Genomic DNA, 16,918 nt, shown 5'->3' with positions numbered 1-16,918 from the left:
GCGCCGGACATGGCGGGATTCCTTTCGTGTTCGGTGGACGGCGGCCGCGCACACGCGCCGGCACTCACCGCGACGGCAAGTGCAAGCGTCAGGCAACGGCCGGGGGACATCACGTGCATGGGCATTCCATTGCAGAGTTCCAGCGCCACTATAGGGAACCGGGCGTCAACGGAACAGGAACCGCGTCGCAGCCCTTCACGGCACCAGGCAGCGTTCCACCTGCAGCGACAACGCCTGACAGGCGTTGAACAGACCTTCGACCACGGCGGCGGAGGGACAGCAGGCGGGATCGTCGCTCTCCCGCGCCACATGCGCAGCGTGCAGCACCGCGGTCAACGCCGTGATGCCCGAAACGCTGCGGGTCGCCAGGGCCATGTCGAAGGCGCGGCCAGGGCTCAGGTGCATTTCAACCCAGGCCTCGCCATCGGCGCGCAGGTTCCTGCCGTGGCCTTTCAGGTGTGCAAAGAATGCCGATGGGGTGACGAACTCGGCGGATTCGCGGAGCGCGTCCTCCAGCGTTTCGGCCAAGGCAGCGGGAAGATCAAGTACAGCGGCACCCAGCAGCGCGTGCAGGCGGGGATGGTCGGGAAGACGTTCGGGCATGACGGCAACCTCACGATGTGGCCACCTGCAGATGCAAGGTGGCGGACGGTGCGGGTTGGCGTGCCGGATACGTAGTACGAAAGCCGACGGGCCCTAAGACCCCCACGCACCATCCGCCATGAACTGACAGAAGGTGCATTGTCGTGATCGCAACATACGTTGCAACTACGACGCCTTGTACTACGTAAGTTCGGGACGCCAATCCCGGCCACGGCGAATGCCTTGGCGCGGCCATGGTTACCGCCCTGAACCGGCGGTGGAAAGCAGGGAAATCCTGATCGATCACGTCGCTACGTTGGTTGCGTCAGTGGATGTCGAGTTGTCCATTGACTGGCGTTCTTCGCCAGCAGGCGACTCCTATCGACGCGTACTTTCCGGACGCCCTGTCCAGCCGTATACGACATGCGCGCTGCCGGTGCCAAAGACCCGCCGCTGGCTGTGGGCGTTCGCGAAACCCGCATGCGGCAAGCGCAAGGCCGCTCAGCCTTCAGCTATCGCCTTGGGTGCTCTGATAGCCACGATAGGTTTCACCCCACTCGCGCATGGCCAGCAGCACCGGTACCAGCGTGCGCCCGAACTCGGACAGCTCGTATTCCACTTTCGGCGGCACTTCCGGGTACACGTGGCGGATCACCACGCCATCGGCTTCCAGTTCACGCAGCTGGCTGGTGAGCATGGACTGGGTGGCATTGGGCACCCGTCGCGTCAATTCCATGAAACGCCGCTTGCCGGTCATCAGGTGAAACAAAATGATCGGCTTCCACACGCCGCCGATCACCGACAGCGTGACTTCCACCGCGCAACCGCTCTTGCCATCCCAACGCTTGCTACGCATGCATACTCCGGAAAACCATAGTACCTACGGAAAATCGTCGTTCTTGTTGCGATAACGGTGCGAGCCTAGCATGGGGCCATCCACTGAACGTGAGCCCCCAACCATGAGTTTCAAGGCACTGCTGACCCGCAAGACGAACGACGGCATATCCACGGAACTGGTCGATTTCAATGAAGCCGACCTGGTGGACGGCGACGTCCTGGTACAGGTCGAGTACTCCACGCTCAACTACAAGGATGCGCTTGCCCTCACCGGCAAGAGTCCGGTCATCCGGACGTTCCCGCTCATTCCCGGCATCGATCTGGCAGGCGTGGTGCTGGAATCCAGCAGGGCCGACTTCAAGCCAGGCGACCGCGTCGTGCTCAATGGCTGGGACCTGAGCATGGGCCACCACGGCGGCCTGGCACAGCGCGCCCGCGTACGCAGCGAATGGCTCAACCGGATTCCCGGCAACCTGAGCACCCGCGACGCCATGGCCATCGGCACCGCTGGCTATACCGCGATGCTGTGCGTGCTGGCCCTGGAGCATGCAGGGGTGACGCCTGCACAGGGCGATGTGCTGGTTACCGGTGCCAACGGCGGCGTCGGCTCGATTGCGGTGGCGATCCTTTCAAAGCTGGGTTATCGCGTGGTGGCCGCCACCGGGCGGCCGGAGCACGCCGAGTATCTGCACAACCTGGGTGCGGCCGAAATCATCGATCGTGCGCAGCTCTCGGAGCCGCGCGAGCGGCCGGTGAGTGCCGAGCGATGGGCCGGCGTGGTGGATGTGGCCGGCGGCCCAACGCTGGTCAATGCCATCGCCGAAACGAAGTACCGCGGTGCCGTGGCCGCCTGTGGCCTGGCCCAGAGCGATGCACTGCACGGCTCGGTGCTGCCCTTCATCCTGCGCAATGTGACCCTTGCGGGCGTGGATTCGGTGAATGCCCCACAAGAGGTTCGCCAGCGCGCCTGGGATCGGCTCGCGACCGACCTGGACCCGCAGAAGCTGGAAAGCACCGTGCAGCAGATCGGCCTCGCCGAGGTGCTGGATGTCTATGAGCAGATCATCCCCGGCAAGGTGCGTGGCCGCATTGTCGTGGATGTGAACGCCTGACGCCTGCCGCGCCGGCGAGGGTGCAATGCCATCGCTGGCGCGCGTGCGCGAGTGACCGGAAACCCAGCGTGCCATGCCAAGCGGCCTTATCATGGGGCGGCAAGGGCACTTTACGCCCGGTGACGTACGCAAGGCAGTATCTGGATGTCTATGGAATGGCGCCCCTCGGGCTGGGGCCAGCGTGTGACCCGCTCGCCGGACTGGCAGTTGCGGCTGGATGGCGAACAGCTCGCGCTTTTGATCGACGGCAGGCAATACCACCAGCATGTGGCGAACGAACACAGCGTGCGGGTCGTTCGCGGCGTGCTCTGGTCCCGGGTCGAACTGACGACCGAGCGCGGTGAAGCACTGTCCGTGGATGGGCTGCCCAACAGCCAGGGCTCCCGGCTTGCGGCGGCGCTGCAGCAGGTGCGCTTTGCGCGCACCACACGGGGACGCAAGGCCCTGTTTGACACGATCCTGGAGCAGATCCAGGCGTGGTTGCGCGCTGCCGATGCGCTCATCGACCGCGGCAGTGCCGGCCGCCGCTGGATCACCCACGAACAGCAGCAGGCGTTGCTGGCCGACCGCCCCGCCCTGCCCCTGCCGCCCGCCGAGCTGGAGCAGCTGTTCCTCGACGAGGAGGTGCACGACGACCTGCACGCGCCCGGCCACCGCATGGCGCTGGACGCCCTGCACGACTGGCAGCTGGATTGGCCCGCCGTCTGGGCCGAGGCCAACGCGACCATGGCAGAGCGCGAGCGGGTGCTGGCCAAGGACTTCCTGGACCGGATCGAGAGCAAGCCCCTGACCGAGGAACAAGCCCACGCCGTCATCTGCTTCGACAACCGGGTACAGGTCGTGGCCGCGGCCGGCTCTGGGAAAACCTCCACAATGGTCGCCAAGGCCGCGTATGCCATCGACCGCGGCTTTGTCGAACCCGAACGGATCGTGATGCTCGCCTTCAACAAGGACGCCGCCCAGGAGCTGGAGGAGCGCGCGCAGCGATGCTTCGACCGGCTCGGCATGGGCGACACCGTGGTGGAAGCCCGGACTTTCCACGCTCTGGGCCTGTCCATCATCGCCAAAGCCACAGGGCGCAAGCCGGATATCCCGGAATGGGCGGTCGACGCGACGCTGGGCTTCAACAAGCTGGCCGAACTGGTGGACGACCTGAAGGACCGCTCGACCCATTTCCGCACCCAGTGGGACATGTTCCGCCTGGTGTTCGGGCGCGACCTGCCGCCGTTCGGTGCCGACATGATGGCCGATGGTTACGACCGCGATGGCACGCCCTACATCCGCACCCTGAAGGGTGAGCGGGTGAAGAGCCTGGAGGAGTGCGTCATCGCCGATTGGCTGTTCTACAACGGCGTGGCGTACGACTACGAGCGGCGCTACGAATTCGATACCGCGACAGACACCCATCGCCAGTATCGCCCGGACTTCTACTATCCGGACGCCCAGCTGTATCACGAGCACTTTGCGCTGGATGCCGATGGCCAGCCGCCGAAGCACTTTGCCAACTACAGCGAAGGGATGCACTGGAAGCGCCAGCAGCATGTGGCGCGCGGCACCGCTCTGGTCGAGACGACGTCGTTTGGCCTGCGCAGTGGACAGGCCCTGCAGCATCTTGCCGAGCGGCTTGGCGCGTCTGATGTCGAGCTCGACCCGAACCCGGACCGCGAGCTGCCTGATCAAGGCGCCAAGCCGATGCCGGACGCAGACCTGATCGGACTGATGCGCACCTTCATTGCCCATGCCAAGAGCAACTGCCTGACACTGGACGATATGGCGGCGCGCCTGCGGCAGATGCCCGAGGATCAGTTCAAGGAACGCTACCGGCGCTTCCTGGAGATCGCCGGGCCGGTTTTCCAGGCCTGGGACAATGCGCTGGCTGACGAGCGCAGCATCGACTTCGAAGACATGCTCAACATGGCGGCCGGGCTGCTGGAACAGGGCCACTATGAATCGCCCTACGAACTGGTGATGGCCGACGAATTCCAGGACGCATCGCGCGCCCGCGCGCGCCTCTGCCGTGCCCTGGTCAGCCAACCGGGCCGCCATCTGTTTGCGGTGGGCGATGACTGGCAATCGATCAATCGCTTCGCTGGCGCCGACGTTGCGGTGATGACTGGATTCGGCGAATGGATGGGCCATGGCCAGGTGCTGAAACTGGAGCAGACGTTCCGCTGCCCACAGGCACTGTGTGATGTGTCCAGCCGCTTCATCAGCCGCAACCCCGCGCAGATCGCCAAAAACGTTCGCTCTGCTGCGCCGACCATGGGCCCGGTGCTGCAGGCGTTCCAGATGAACCGGCGCGAGGAGGTGCAGGATGGCGTTCGCCAGTACCTTGCGAAGCTGCACCAGCAACTGTTGTCAGGTGCAGTGCCGCAGGGCCGCACCGGGCGCGTGACGGTCTTTGTTCTGGGGCGGTATCGCGCGGATCGCGGTGCGATGCCTTCGGATTGGAAGACGGCCTTCGGCAGCACGATGGACGTCGAGTTCCTTACCGCACATCGATCGAAGGGGCGCGAGGCGGACTACGTGATCCTGCCGGGCATGATCAACCGCAGCTTCCCGAGCCTGCGCGCGGATGACCCGGTGCTTTCGCTGGCAATGCCGGACGGCGATACCTATCCGCTGAGCGAAGAACGGCGCCTGTTCTATGTCGCGCTGACGCGTGCGCGACGGTCGGTCGCGATGTTCACCCTGCAGGGAAAGCACTCGCCATTCCTGGATGAGCTGGTGAAGGACGGGGCAGTGGAAGTAACCGCGATTTCAGGCGCGGCCATCCACGATGAGCGCTGCCCGGTGTGCAGGGTGGGCGTATTCGTGGACCGGAATGGGCCACATGGGGCTTTCCGGTCGTGCTCGAGTTACCCGTTGTGCCACAACAAGCCTAAGGGCGGGCGTAGGGGGTGAGCGCATTTTCTGCGCTTTCCTGGCGATGTGCGCACTGCCCTCACCGTCACCGTGAGCTTCGCCCAGGCCGGAGATCGACTACTCACTCCGGCTGCTAGACTTTGCCGACATTCAAATGGACGACCCCATGGAACGGTGGTATCTGGCAACACTGCTGGCGTTGGTCCTGCACCAGATTGATGCAGCGTTCTGGCACGAGTGGACCCTGTTCGGCCTTCCCGGCGGCGTCCAGGGGTTTCTGGCTTTCAACCTGATCGCTGTGGGCGCCCTGCTGCATGGCTATCGCCAGGTTGTGCTGGCCAAGCCCTCCGCGCGGGCGTATGCCAGCCTGTGCGGGACAGTTGGCGCCGGCACCGCCATGATTCATGCGGGCTTCGCCGCGGCCGGTCGTGACGAGTTCCTGCTTCCGTTCTCCATCGCAACGTTGGCGGCCTGCCTCGTGGCCGGCGTCGGGCTCCTCATGCAAGGCCGCCGTGCTACCCCGGCTCGCGTGCAGATCGATGGCGTGGACTGACGAGACGAAAAAGCCCCTGAATCCAGGGGCTCTTTGAATCAACTGGCGGAGAGAGTGGGATTCGAACCCACGGAAGGTTTGACCCTTCGCCGGTTTTCAAGACCGGTGCCTTAAACCGCTCGGCCATCTCTCCGTGTCGGCACAGCCTGCTGGCCGGGCACGCATTCTCGCACGGCCGGGCGATTTGCCCAAGACCCCTACGCCACGCCCATCTGCAACTAATCCGATAGCCTTCCCACGCCCCGGCTGGCTAGAGTGACCAATTCCCTCTGGTCCCCACCCCATGGACAACTCCAGCCTCCTGAACATACGCCCGGGCATGCCTTCAAGCGCCCTGGCCCAACTTCTGGGCACCCGATGGAAGGAGCCGGATGAACAAGGTCATCTGACTTGCCTGAGCAAGGACGTTTTCGTTCGACTGGATAGCGATCGAGCCATTGGATACGTCATTTTCGCCTGTTCAATGCCCAAGACGGTGCTGGTCGAGGGCCTGCGTACAGGCATGGCCATCGGCGACGCTCTCGCCAACAATCCTCGCCTCGCTGTACTGCCGGAAGAGCCAGAGGACTCATGCGAGGGATGGGCGACCTTCGGCTTCATCACGGATGACGGATTGCAGGTGGCCGCGAACGTGAACACGCGGGACAACATGGTAAGGAGCATTCGCCTGGAGAACCCGAATGCCACCTACTGTGAACCTGCAGCGCCCATATTCGATCCGACGTTGACCAAGGCCTTTGACATCGCGCTTGGCCCTCAGCGCGTGCTCCCCAAAGCAGGCCGGGGCAGCGAATGGGCCGGAGGCTGGACACTGGGCCTTCCCCCAGGCATCACCGCTGAACAATGGCCTTTGAGTTCCAGCAACGGGCACCCGCTGCGGCACGCCTTTACGTTGCACCTGCCCTCGGAGTACCGAACCAAGGGAAATGAGCTGGTTGCTCTCTCTCTGTTCGTCGACGACCAGCAGGAGGAGCTCTGCACCGTCGAGGAAATCGCGGAATACTTCACCTCTCCCCTTTCCATGACCCCGCCAGAGGGCCGCGACCTGCTTCCCTTCTGGCAGCATCGCCAGGCCAAGCATGCGCACAGCCACAGCATGGAAGACATCCTTGGAACGCAATTCTGCGCCATCTGGCTTACACAGCAGGAGTTTGATGGTGAGCTGAGCCTGCCGCCCAAGCTGAATTCAGCCCTGCTGGGTGCCCCTCCGAGCTGGATCGGACAGGACTACGCGAGCTATTTCTACGAGCGATGGCTGTACACCAGGAACGGAAATGCCGTCATCCCGGGCGCAGGAATCGGAGGCGCCTCCAGCGAGGCCGTTGCATTGCCGATCAGCACAGGCATCCGCGCTGACGATCCCAACGTTGGGAGATCACCGCGGGAGTGGGAAAGCGAATGCGCCATCAGTGGATACATCGAAGCATTCAGCGAGCGCGGTGAGGAACTGAACCTGAGTCGCTGGGATTCCATTGCCCACCTCGGCGGAACAATGCAGCCCCAGCAGGGCTACCCTGAGTTCGGCCCCTACTACCTCGAATTCGAGGAGGGTTTTGGCGGCTTCAATTTCGGTGGCGGCAACGCACAGTTGGATCTGCAGCAGATGAAGATCGACTGGGCGTGCGGATGACACCGTCGCATTGAAGTAAAAAGCCCCGGAACGTCGCCGGGGCTTTTCTTCACGGAAGCGGTGCAGCAGCTCTCAGCCGGCATCCACCGCCAGCGCACCCAGTGCACTGGCCTTGATCCGCTCCTTGGCCTTTTCACAGGCGCCACCGCAATCCAGGCGCGAGGCCTCCAGCTGCGGCGGCAGGTGCTCGGCCAGGAAGTCGATGAACACGCGCACCGCCGGCAGCAGGCCGCGGCGCGAGGCGAACACGGCGTGGCACACGCCCTGCGGCAGCGACCAGTCCGGCAGCACCACTTCCAGCTCGCCATTACGCACGGCGTCGGCGCACACGGTTTCCGGCAGCATGGTGATGCCGAAACCGTCCTTCACCATGCTCTGCAGCAGCGGGAAGTCGAAGCCGGCCACGCGCGGCTGCAGGTCGACCCGGCGCACTTCGCCTTCCGGGCCATGCAGTTCCCAGCGCTGGCGGGCTTCGTCTTCGCTGATGCTGAGGGTCACGTGCTGGGTCAGCTCTTCCGGGTCCTTGGGGCGGCCGGCGCGGTCGAGGTACTTCGGGCTGGCCACCAGCAGTTCCTGCACCTGGCCGAAGCTGCGCATCACCAGGCTGCCGTCGTCGTCCAGGCGCGAACGCACGCGCAGGGCCACGTCGTAGCCTTCGTTGATGATGTCCACGCGGCGGTTGCTGATGTTCAGCTGCAGCCGCACCTTCGGATACTGCTCAAGGAACTTGGGCAGCAGCTTGGGCAGCTGCATCTGCGCCAGTGACACCGGCACGCTGGCGCGCACCACGCCGCGCGGTTCGGCGCTGAGGCGGTCCACCACTTCGCGGGCGGCCTGGGCCTCGGCCAGCATCGTCTGCGCATGGCGGTGCACGCTGGTGCCGACATCGGTGACCGCGAAACGGCGCGTGGAGCGCTGCAGCAGGCGCACGCCCAGGTCGGTTTCCAGCTGGCTGATGCGGCGGCTCAGTCGCGACTTGGGGATGCCCAAAGCGCGCTCGGCGGCGGCGAATCCGCCGTGGTCGACCACCATCGCGAAGTAGTACAGGTCATTCAGGTCATGCATGCCCGAGTTCCATATCTAGAACAATACGTGGCATTCAATCACCTTTATTCCGCCTTTGCAACAACCTATCGTTCTCTCCGTCGGCGGGGCCACCCCGCCCCCTTCCTCCCAGAACATAGGTGACTGCCATGAAGCTTCTGCATCTCGACGCCAGCGTGCTTGGCGACAACTCCGTCTCGCGCCAGCTGTCGGCCGCCGTGGTCGCCCGCCTCGCCAGCCAGATCGACGGCCTGCAGGTCGATTATCGCGATCTTGACGCCAATCCGGTACCGCACCTGCGCAGCAGCTCGCTGGCCAAGACCGACGCCGCTGAAGCGACCGATGCTGAACAGGTGATGCAGCAGTTTCTGGAGGCCGACATCGTGGTGATCGGCGCGCCGATGTACAACTTCAGCATCCCATCCACGTTGAAGGCCTGGATCGACCGCGTGGCCGTGGCCGGCCGCACCTTCAAGTACACCGAGAACGGCCCGGTGGGCCTGGCCGGTGGCAAGCGGGTGATCATCGCCAGCAGCCGTGGCGGCATCTATACCGACTCGCCGGCCGACTTCCAGGAGCCGTTCCTGCGTCAGGTGTTCGCCTTCATGGGCATCAACGAAGTCGAGTTCGTGCGCGCCGAGGGCATCGCCTACTCGCCGCAGCACCGTGAAGACGCCATCGCCGGTGCGCTGGCGGCGCTGCCGTCGCACGAAGCGGCCGAAGCCGTCGCGGCGTAACGCGTTCCAACGTTCGGCGCCCCTCTCTCCTCGTCTGGGCGCTGAACGCGGGCCGGGATCCCCTCCCCCTCCCGGCCTACCCTGGCGGCCCCGCTGTGCGGGGCCGTTTTCTTTTGCGGCGCGCTAGGCTGGGGGCATGAACTACATCGTGACGGCTGCGCACCGCAGCGAATTTCCGCACCCGATCATCCTGCGCCGCGGCCAGGCGCTGGTGGTGGGCGAACGTTATGAAGGCCCGGAGGGCTGGGACGACTGGTTCCTCTGCGAGGCCGAGGGGCAGCAGCCCGGATTCGTGCCGGCGCCGGTGATCGGCCGCGATGCGCAGGGTGGCGCGTTTGCCACGCAGGATTACTGCGCGCGCGAACTGGATGTGGACCCCGGCCAGACGCTGCGCGGGATGCGCACGCTCAATGGCTGGGCATGGTGCGTGCCGGAGAACGGCGAACCGGGATGGGTGCCGTTCGAGAAGCTGCGGGCCATAAAGGAGAGCCGAGCATAGGCTCGGCTCTACAAAGATCTGTAGCGCCCGAGCCCATGCTCGGGCGGCGGCGCGAAGCGCCGGCTATCAGCCAATGGTTTCCAGGCCACCCATGTACGGGCGCAGGGCCTCCGGCACGGTGATGCTGCCGTCGGCATTCTGGTAGTTCTCCATCACCGCGATCATCGCGCGGCCAACGGCCACACCCGAGCCGTTCAGCGTGTGCGCCAGCTCCGGCTTGCCGGTGGCCGGGTTGCGCCAGCGCGCCTGCATGCGGCGGGCCTGGAAGTCACCACAGTTCGAGCACGAGGAAATCTCGCGGTAAGTTTCCTGCGACGGCAGCCAGACTTCCAGGTCGTAGGTCTTCACCGCCGAGAAGCCCATGTCGCCGGTGCACAGCAGCACCTTGCGGTACGGCAGGCCCAGCTTTTCCAGCACCACTTCGGCGCAGCGGGTCATGCGCTGGTGTTCGGCGTCGCTGTCTTCCGGGCGGCTGATCGAGACCAGCTCGACCTTCTCGAACTGATGCTGGCGGATCATGCCGCGCACGTCGCGGCCACCGCTGCCGGCCTCGGCACGGAAGCACATCGAGTGGGCGGTCATGCGCAGCGGCAGGCGCTCGGCGTCGACGATCTCATCGCGCACGATGTTGGTCAGCGGCACTTCCGAGGTCGGGATCAGGTAACGCGTGGAGTCGCCCACGGCGGTCTTGAACAGGTCGTCCTCGAACTTCGGCAGCTGGCTGGTGCCGCGCAGCGAGTCGGCGTTGACCAGCAGCGGCACGTTGGTCTCCTCGTAGCCGTGCTCGCCGGTGTGCAGGTCGACCATGAACTGGGCCAGGGCGCGGTGCAGGCGCGCGATCGGGCCACGCAGCACGGTGAAGCGCGAGCCGGACAGCTTGGCCGCGGTCTCGCCGTCCAGCCAGCCGTTGCGGGCGCCCAGTTCGACGTGGTCGAGCACCTTGAAATCGAACTGGCGCGGGGTACCCCAGCGCGCCTGCTCGACGTTGTCGTTCTCGTCGGCACCGGCCGGCACGTCGTCGGCCGGCAGGTTCGGAATGCCCATCGAGATCGCTTCGATCTTCTCGCGCAGCTCGTCCAGCGCCACTTCCGAAGCCTTCAGCTCGTCGGCGAAGGCAGCGACCTCGGCCATGATGGCCGAGACGTCCTCGCCCTTGGCCTTGGCCTGGCCGATGGCCTTGGAACGGCTGTTGCGCAGGCTCTGCAGCTCCTGGGTCCGCACCTGGATGCGCTTGCGATCCGCCTCCAGGGACTCCAGGGCAGACACGTCGAGCTCGAAGCCGCGGCTGGTGCGCAGGCGTTCGGCGAGGTCGGCGGGCTGGTGGCGGAGCAGGGCTGGATCAAGCATGGCAGGTGTCGTGGTGGGTATCAGGGATGGGATTATCGCTTGTTATACGGATTTCTGCCGCCCGGTTCATTCCTGGCGTGGCAGAATCGGGCTATTCCGTACTGGTCCGGTCCATGTCTGCACCCCGCTCGTCGTCCGCCAAGTCGTTCACTGTGCATATCCCGCGCAACGCCCTGAAGATCGCCGGCATCGCCTTCGGCGTGGGCGTGCTGTTGTTCGTGCTGGTCTGGTTGACCGGCCGCGACAAGGAGTTCTTCCGTGCCGATCCGGCCGCGCAGACCCCGCAGGAGACCGCGCAGGTGGAACCGCTGCCGGAACCGCTGGCCGCCGCCGCAGGCTCCAGCGACATGCCCGATGCCAAGCCGGCCCCGGTAGAGGACGACGCCCCGAAGCTGGTCGAAACCGCCCCGCCGCCGCCGGCGCCCATCGCTGAACCGGCCCCGGCCACGCCGGCCCCTGCGCCAGCCGCCACCGGCAACAGCCAGCCGATGCCGATTGCCGGCCAGTCGCCGCCGCCGGACTACCCGGCCGCGGCCCTGCGCGCGGGCGAGACCGGCAGCGTGGTGGTGCGCGTGGACGTGGATGCCACCGGCTACCCGAACAATGCCACGGTCATCCAGCGCAGCGGCTCACGCGAGCTCGACCGTGCCGCCACCGACGCCGTGCGCCGCTGGCGTTTCACCCCGGCGCAGAGCAACGGCCAGGCCGTACCGGGCAGCATTGAAGTGCCGTTCGACTTCAAGACCCAGTAACTGAACGTTTCCCGGCAGGCAACCTGAACCCTGCCGGTGACGTTGACGCAACGCTGACACTTCCCGCCACTGGCCCGCGCAACACTCTCCCCGTCGTCCATTGACGGAAGGAGTTTGCGATGACCGCCACCACCCACGAAGACCTTCATTCGCCGCAGCTGCAGCAAGACGCCAGCGAACAGCACAAGCCCACGTCGCCCTGGATGTGGATCGCGCTGATCGTGGCGATGTTTGCCGCCGCGCTGCTCTGGCTGCGTCACTCGAATCAGGAAGACGTGGCGCCGGCACCGGTCGGCGAGCGCATGCTGCCCGCCCCCGAGCAGGCGCCGGTGGCCGACGCGCAGGAGCCGGCGGCCCGCCAGGCCGCACCGGTCGGCAACCAGCGCAAAGCCGCCCCTGCGGTACGCAATCGCGAGGCGCGCCCGCTGGCAGGCAACATCAAGCCGACCTACCCCGCCGCCGCGCTGCGTAATGGCGTACAGGGCAGCGTGATCGCCAGCCTGAATGTCGATAGCCGCGGCCAGGTGACCAATGCCGCGATTGTTTCGCGCAGCGGCGAACGCAGCCGTGACCTGGATCGCGCGGTGCTGAGCGCCGTGCAGAACTGGAAGTTCCAGCCGGCGATGCATGAAGGCCGTGCAGTGGCCAGTGTGGTGCGGGTCCCGGTGGATTTCCGTACCGAACAGCGTTGATCGCGGACGAGGGGTTCGTGATGTTTAGACGGAGGCTTCGGCCTCCGTCCTTTTATCTGGAGAGGCGTGCCAACCAGGGTTGGCACCTGCCGGGCGATGTGAGCGTGCCAACCAGGGTTGGCACCTACCGGGCGATGTGAGCGTGCCAACCAAGGTTGGCACCTGCCGGGTGATGTGAGCGTGCCAACCAGGGTTGGCACCTACCGGGTGATGTGAGCGTGCCAACCAAGGTTGGCACCTACCGGAAAACGCGATCCGCCGATCAGGCCAGGTTGAAGCCGGCGCTGCGCGCCAGGCCATCGAAGTCCGGGAAGGACGTGGCGACGTTGGCGATGTCGTTGATGCGCACTTCGCCGTCGCTGATCTGGCCGGCAATGGCGAATGCCATGGCGATGCGATGGTCGCCGTGGCTTTCGATGGTGCCACTCCCCAGCCGAGCCCCGCCATGCAGGGTGGCGCCATCCTCGGTCTCGTCCACCTGCATGCCCAGCGCGCGCAGGCCAGTGGCCATCGCCGCAAGACGATCGGATTCCTTCACCCGCAGTTCGGCAGCACCGCTCACCACGGTCTGGCCTTCGGCGGCGGCGGCGGCCACGAACAGCGCCGGGAACTCGTCGATCATGTCCGGCACCAGTGCTTCGGGAATACGCGCGCCCTTCAGCGGAGCGTAGCGCACCACCAGATCGGCCACCGGCTCACCGCCCTGCTCGTCCGGATTCTCTTCGGTGATATCCGCCCCCATCAGGCGCAGCGCGTGCAGCAGGCCGGTGCGACGCGGGTTCAGGCCGACCTGCTTCAGGCGCAGCTCGGAGCCGGGAATGATGCTGGCGGCGACCAGGTAGAACGCCGCCGAGGAAAAATCGGCCGGCACTACGATGTCCGTGGCGCGCAGGCGCTGGCCGCCCCGCAGGCGCGCCTTGCCCGGCGAGAACTCGATGTCCACGCCGAACGCGGACAGCATGCGTTCGGTGTAGTCGCGGGTCGGGTGGGGTTCCACCACGCGGGTTTCGCCCTGCGCGTACAGGCCGGCCAGCAGCACGGCCGACTTGATCTGTGCGCTGGCCACCGGCGAGGCGAAGTCGATGCCATGCAGCGTCTGGCCGCCATGCACGTGCAGCGGCGGCGTGCCGTCGTCCTGGGTATCGATCCTTGCGCCCATCTGCGACAGCGGGCCGGTGACACGGCGCATCGGGCGGCCGGACAGCGACTCATCGCCGATCAGCGTGCAGTCGAACGCCTGGCCCGCCAGCAGGCCGGCCAGCAGGCGCATGCCGGTGCCGGCATTGCCGCAGTCCAGCGGTGCCTCCGGCGCTTTCAGGCCGTCGATACCGACGCCGTGCACGATGCGCTGCGACGGGCTGGGGGTTTCGATGCGCACACCCAGCTGGCTGAAGATGCGCGCGGTGGCGCGGGTGTCCTCGCCTTCCAGGAAGCCTTCGATATGCGAAGTACCATCGGCCAGCGCGGCGAACATCACCGAGCGGTGCGAGACCGACTTGTCGCCGGGAATGGTCAGGCTGCCCTGCAGCGGCTGGCCCTTGCGGGCGATCCAGTGTTGCGCGTTGCTCATCGTTCGATCGTTCCGTAAACGCCGGCAGCACCGGCGATGCATCAGGGAGCGGCGGCCAGGGCCGCCACAGCAGCACTCAGGGCACGGCCACCGGGTAGGAGCCCAGCACCTTGATCTGCGCCGAGTGCGCTTCCAGTTCGGCCAGCGCCGCTTGCATCGGCGCGTCGTCGATGTGGCCGGCCAGGTCGATGAAGAAGCCGTATTCCCACTTGCCGTGGTGCGACGGCCGCGACTCGATGCGGTTCATGCTGATGCCGTGGCGGGCGAACGGGCTGAGCACATCGAACAGCGCACCGGGCTTGTCATGGATGAACACCAGCACCGAGGTGCGGTCGTGGCCGGAGGTCGGGAAGATGTTGCGGCCCACCACCAGGAAGCGGGTGGTGTTGTCGGCATCATTCTGGATCGGCTTGGTGACCACCTTCTTCAGGCCGTACACGTGGCCGGCACTCTCGCCGCCGATGGCCGCTGCGTCGTCGGCGTTGCGCGCGCGACGCGCACCCTCGGCATTGCTCGACACCGGAATCTTCTCGGCCTTCGGCAGGTTGGCGCGCAGCCACGCCGAGGTCTGCATGAACGACTGCGGATGCGCGTAGATGCGCTCGATGTCCTCGATGCGGCCGCTGCGCGACATCAGGAACTGCTGCACGCGCAGTTCCACTTCGCCACAGATCTTCAGGTTGGAGGTCAGGAACATGTCCAGGGTGATCTGGATGGTGCCCTGTCCCGAATTCTCCACCGGCACCACGCCGAAATCGGCGTTGCCTGCTTCCACTTCCTGGAACACTTCCTCGATGCTGGCCATCGGCAGGCCCAGCGCGGAGCGGCCGAAGTGCTTGAGCACGGCCTGCTGGCTGAAGGTGCCTTCCGGGCCGAGGTAGCCGATCTTCAGCGGCTCCTGCTGGGCCAGGCAGGCCGACATGATCTCGCGATAGACATGCACCAGCAGCTCATCGCTGAGCGGGCCTTCATTGCGGTCCACCACCATGCGCAGCACCTGCGCTTCGCGCTCGGGGCGGTAGTAGTCGACAGCGGCGGCCAGCTTGCCCTTGGCCTTGCCGACCTGGTGGGCGAAGCGCGCGCGCTCGGCGATCAGGCTCTGGATGTCACGGTCGATCTGGTCGATCTTCGAGCGCACATCGGCCAGCGCCAGCGGTGCCAGGGTGGGTGCCGGGTTCGAGGCGGCCTTGGCCTTGCCCTTCGCCTTGCTGGGCGCGCTGTCCTTGGCCGGTTCGGCCTTCTTCGGCGCCTTCTTGCTGGATTTGCTGCTTGCCATCGGAATTCCTTGTTGCGGGACCCGCACCCGACGGTGCGCGCCGTTCATTGCTCAGCCGTGACGCTGCTGGAAATCGGCCATGAAGGCGACCAGCGCCTCGGCCCCGGCCAGCGGCATGGCGTTGTACAGCGAGGCACGGATGCCCCCGACCACCTTGTGTCCCTTCAGCGCCAGCAGGCCGGCAGCCTTGGCTTCGGCGACGAAGCGGGCATCAAGCCCGGCATCGGGCAGGAAGAACGGGATGTTCATCCGCGAGCGTGCCGCATGCGCGATCTCGTTGCGGTAGAAGCCGCCGGAGCCATCGATGGCGCCGTACACCAGTGCCGCCTTGGCGGCATTGCGCCTGGCGAATTCGGCCACGCCGCCTTCGGCCAGCATCCACTTGAACACCAGGCCGGCCAGGTACCAGTTCCAGGTCGGCGGGGTGTTGAGCATCGAATCGCGGGCGACATGCGAGCGGTAATCGAAGATGTCCGCGCGCGGCTGGCCAGTACGCTCGAGCAGATCGCGGCGGACGATCATCACTGCGATGCCGACCGGGCCCAGGTTCTTCTGCGCGCCGGCATAGATCACACCGTAGCGGCGTACATCCAGCGGCTCGCTGGCGATGGACGAGCTGAAGTCCGCCACCAGCGGCACATCGCCGGTATCCGGCACATCACGGAACTCGACGCCGTGGATGGTCTCGTTGGCGGTGATGTGCACATAGGCGGCGTCGGGCGAGAGCTGCCAGTCGGCGCGGGGCGGCAGCGTGCGATAGCCGTCGGGCTCGCTGCTGGCGGCAATGTTGACGTCGACGTAGACGCCGGCCTGCTTGACCGCAGTCTTTCCCCAATGGCCACTGACCACGTAGTCGGCGCGCTGGCCGGGGCTGGCGAAGTTGAGCGGGATCAGCGCCTGCTGGGTGGTGGCACCACCGGACAGGAACAGCACCGCGTAGTCGTCGGGGATATCGAGCAGGCGGCGCAGGTCGGCCTCGGCCTCGGCGGCCACGGACATGAATTCCGCGCCGCGATGGCTCATTTCCACGATCGAGGCACCACTACCGTGCCAGTCCAGCATTTCCGCCTGCGCCTGGCGCAGGACCGATTCCGGCAAGGTCGCAGGGCCGGCACTGAAGTTGAACGCGCGCGTCATGTCACACCTGTGGGGCAAGACCCCTAGTATGCCGCAGTGCACCAGCCTTGCGGCCTAGTGCGGCAAGGGAAATTTGGTTTCATTGGAATCCATTCGCCGCCGGCGTGGCGCCGGTAGTCGCCGACCTCGGTCGGCGTACGCCGTCAGGCGTCATGCCCGCCGAAAAAGCGTGCCGACCAAGGTCGGCACCTACCAAAGCCGTGTGCTGCCAGGCGTCAAGCCCGCCGACGGAGCGTGCCGATCAAGGTCGGCACCCACCAGGGCGCGGACCCAGCGGATTCAGAT

Annotated in this window: 15 protein-coding genes and 1 tRNA gene; 8 read left to right on the top strand and 8 right to left on the bottom strand. The window is 65.9% G+C overall.

Features of this window, described 5'->3' with window-relative positions:
• Window positions 1–195: 195 nt before the first annotated feature.
• Window positions 196–603 carry a hypothetical protein gene (locus tag AC5P56_RS20035; RefSeq protein ID WP_134809047.1) on the bottom strand — a complete coding sequence of 136 codons (408 nt, stop codon included), beginning with the start codon at window positions 601–603 and terminating at the stop codon, window positions 196–198.
• Window positions 604–1,090: 487 nt separating this feature from the next.
• Window positions 1,091–1,438: a winged helix-turn-helix transcriptional regulator gene (locus AC5P56_RS20030; RefSeq protein WP_014037677.1), complete on the bottom strand. Its 348-nt coding sequence runs from the start codon at window positions 1,436–1,438 to the stop codon at window positions 1,091–1,093.
• A 103-nt stretch (window positions 1,439–1,541) separates the two neighbouring features.
• Here AC5P56_RS20030 and acuI point away from each other — a divergent pair, with 103 nt between their 5' ends.
• From acuI to AC5P56_RS20015, 3 genes are all read left to right on the top strand, one after another.
• Window positions 1,542–2,531 (top strand): acrylyl-CoA reductase (NADPH), encoded by a 990-nt coding sequence (acuI, locus tag AC5P56_RS20025; protein ID WP_134809049.1) that lies wholly within the window; start codon window positions 1,542–1,544, stop codon window positions 2,529–2,531.
• A 150-nt stretch (window positions 2,532–2,681) separates the two neighbouring features.
• Complete coding sequence (locus tag AC5P56_RS20020; protein ID WP_495231874.1) at window positions 2,682–5,435, top strand: UvrD-helicase domain-containing protein; 2,754 nt, start codon at window positions 2,682–2,684, stop codon at window positions 5,433–5,435.
• Window positions 5,436–5,562: 127 nt separating this feature from the next.
• Window positions 5,563–5,949 carry a DUF6713 family protein gene (locus AC5P56_RS20015; RefSeq protein WP_111207074.1) on the top strand — a complete coding sequence of 129 codons (387 nt, stop codon included), beginning with the start codon at window positions 5,563–5,565 and terminating at the stop codon, window positions 5,947–5,949.
• A 43-nt stretch (window positions 5,950–5,992) separates the two neighbouring features.
• Here AC5P56_RS20015 and AC5P56_RS20010 read toward each other — a convergent pair.
• Window positions 5,993–6,082 (bottom strand) — tRNA-Ser (locus AC5P56_RS20010).
• 150 nt (window positions 6,083–6,232) lie between these two features.
• Between AC5P56_RS20010 and AC5P56_RS20005 the strand changes: the two genes are divergently transcribed.
• Window positions 6,233–7,579 carry a DUF7256 domain-containing protein gene (locus AC5P56_RS20005; protein WP_134809048.1) on the top strand — a complete coding sequence of 449 codons (1,347 nt, stop codon included), beginning with the start codon at window positions 6,233–6,235 and terminating at the stop codon, window positions 7,577–7,579.
• A gap of 72 nt (window positions 7,580–7,651) precedes the next feature.
• On the opposite strand, the gene AC5P56_RS20000 is transcribed toward AC5P56_RS20005, so the two are convergent.
• On the bottom strand, window positions 7,652–8,644 hold the full coding sequence (locus AC5P56_RS20000; protein WP_005410175.1) for a LysR family transcriptional regulator: 993 nt from the start codon (window positions 8,642–8,644) through the stop codon (window positions 7,652–7,654).
• Window positions 8,645–8,772: 128 nt separating this feature from the next.
• Here AC5P56_RS20000 and AC5P56_RS19995 point away from each other — a divergent pair, with 128 nt between their 5' ends.
• Together AC5P56_RS19995 and AC5P56_RS19990 are read left to right on the top strand one after the other, a co-directional pair.
• On the top strand, window positions 8,773–9,360 hold the full coding sequence (locus tag AC5P56_RS19995; RefSeq protein ID WP_014647610.1) for an FMN-dependent NADH-azoreductase: 588 nt from the start codon (window positions 8,773–8,775) through the stop codon (window positions 9,358–9,360).
• A 136-nt stretch (window positions 9,361–9,496) separates the two neighbouring features.
• Window positions 9,497–9,859 carry an SH3 domain-containing protein gene (locus AC5P56_RS19990; RefSeq protein WP_134809051.1) on the top strand — a complete coding sequence of 121 codons (363 nt, stop codon included), beginning with the start codon at window positions 9,497–9,499 and terminating at the stop codon, window positions 9,857–9,859.
• 66 nt (window positions 9,860–9,925) lie between these two features.
• Here AC5P56_RS19990 and serS read toward each other — a convergent pair whose 3' ends face one another.
• Window positions 9,926–11,206 carry a serine--tRNA ligase gene (gene serS, locus AC5P56_RS19985; protein WP_014647612.1) on the bottom strand — a complete coding sequence of 427 codons (1,281 nt, stop codon included), beginning with the start codon at window positions 11,204–11,206 and terminating at the stop codon, window positions 9,926–9,928.
• A gap of 113 nt (window positions 11,207–11,319) precedes the next feature.
• On the opposite strand from serS, the gene AC5P56_RS19980 reads away from it, so the two are divergent.
• Together AC5P56_RS19980 and AC5P56_RS19975 are read left to right on the top strand one after the other, a co-directional pair.
• Complete coding sequence (locus tag AC5P56_RS19980; protein ID WP_197605916.1) at window positions 11,320–11,958, top strand: energy transducer TonB; 639 nt, start codon at window positions 11,320–11,322, stop codon at window positions 11,956–11,958.
• A gap of 119 nt (window positions 11,959–12,077) precedes the next feature.
• The gene (locus tag AC5P56_RS19975; protein ID WP_046431429.1) at window positions 12,078–12,650 is read left to right on the top strand and encodes an energy transducer TonB; all 573 of its coding nucleotides are present in this window, start codon (window positions 12,078–12,080) and stop codon (window positions 12,648–12,650) included.
• 262 nt (window positions 12,651–12,912) lie between these two features.
• On the opposite strand, the gene aroA is transcribed toward AC5P56_RS19975, so the two are convergent.
• From aroA to serC, 3 genes are all read right to left on the bottom strand, one after another.
• Window positions 12,913–14,220: a 3-phosphoshikimate 1-carboxyvinyltransferase gene (gene aroA / locus AC5P56_RS19970; RefSeq protein WP_288496790.1), complete on the bottom strand. Its 1,308-nt coding sequence runs from the start codon at window positions 14,218–14,220 to the stop codon at window positions 12,913–12,915.
• Between the two features lie 76 nt (window positions 14,221–14,296).
• Window positions 14,297–15,496, bottom strand: a complete 1,200-nt coding sequence (gene pheA / locus AC5P56_RS19965) for a prephenate dehydratase (RefSeq protein WP_014647616.1) — start codon at window positions 15,494–15,496, stop codon at window positions 14,297–14,299.
• A gap of 51 nt (window positions 15,497–15,547) precedes the next feature.
• Window positions 15,548–16,633, bottom strand: coding sequence for a 3-phosphoserine/phosphohydroxythreonine transaminase (serC, locus tag AC5P56_RS19960; protein ID WP_134809053.1), 1,086 nt, complete (start codon window positions 16,631–16,633; stop codon window positions 15,548–15,550).
• Window positions 16,634–16,918: the final 285 nt, after the last annotated feature.

The organism is Stenotrophomonas sp. YJH_SMC_131 (genome assembly GCF_059367975.1).
The sequence above is the reverse complement of the archived record's forward strand: the minus strand, read 5'-3'. Positions and strand labels throughout refer to the sequence as shown.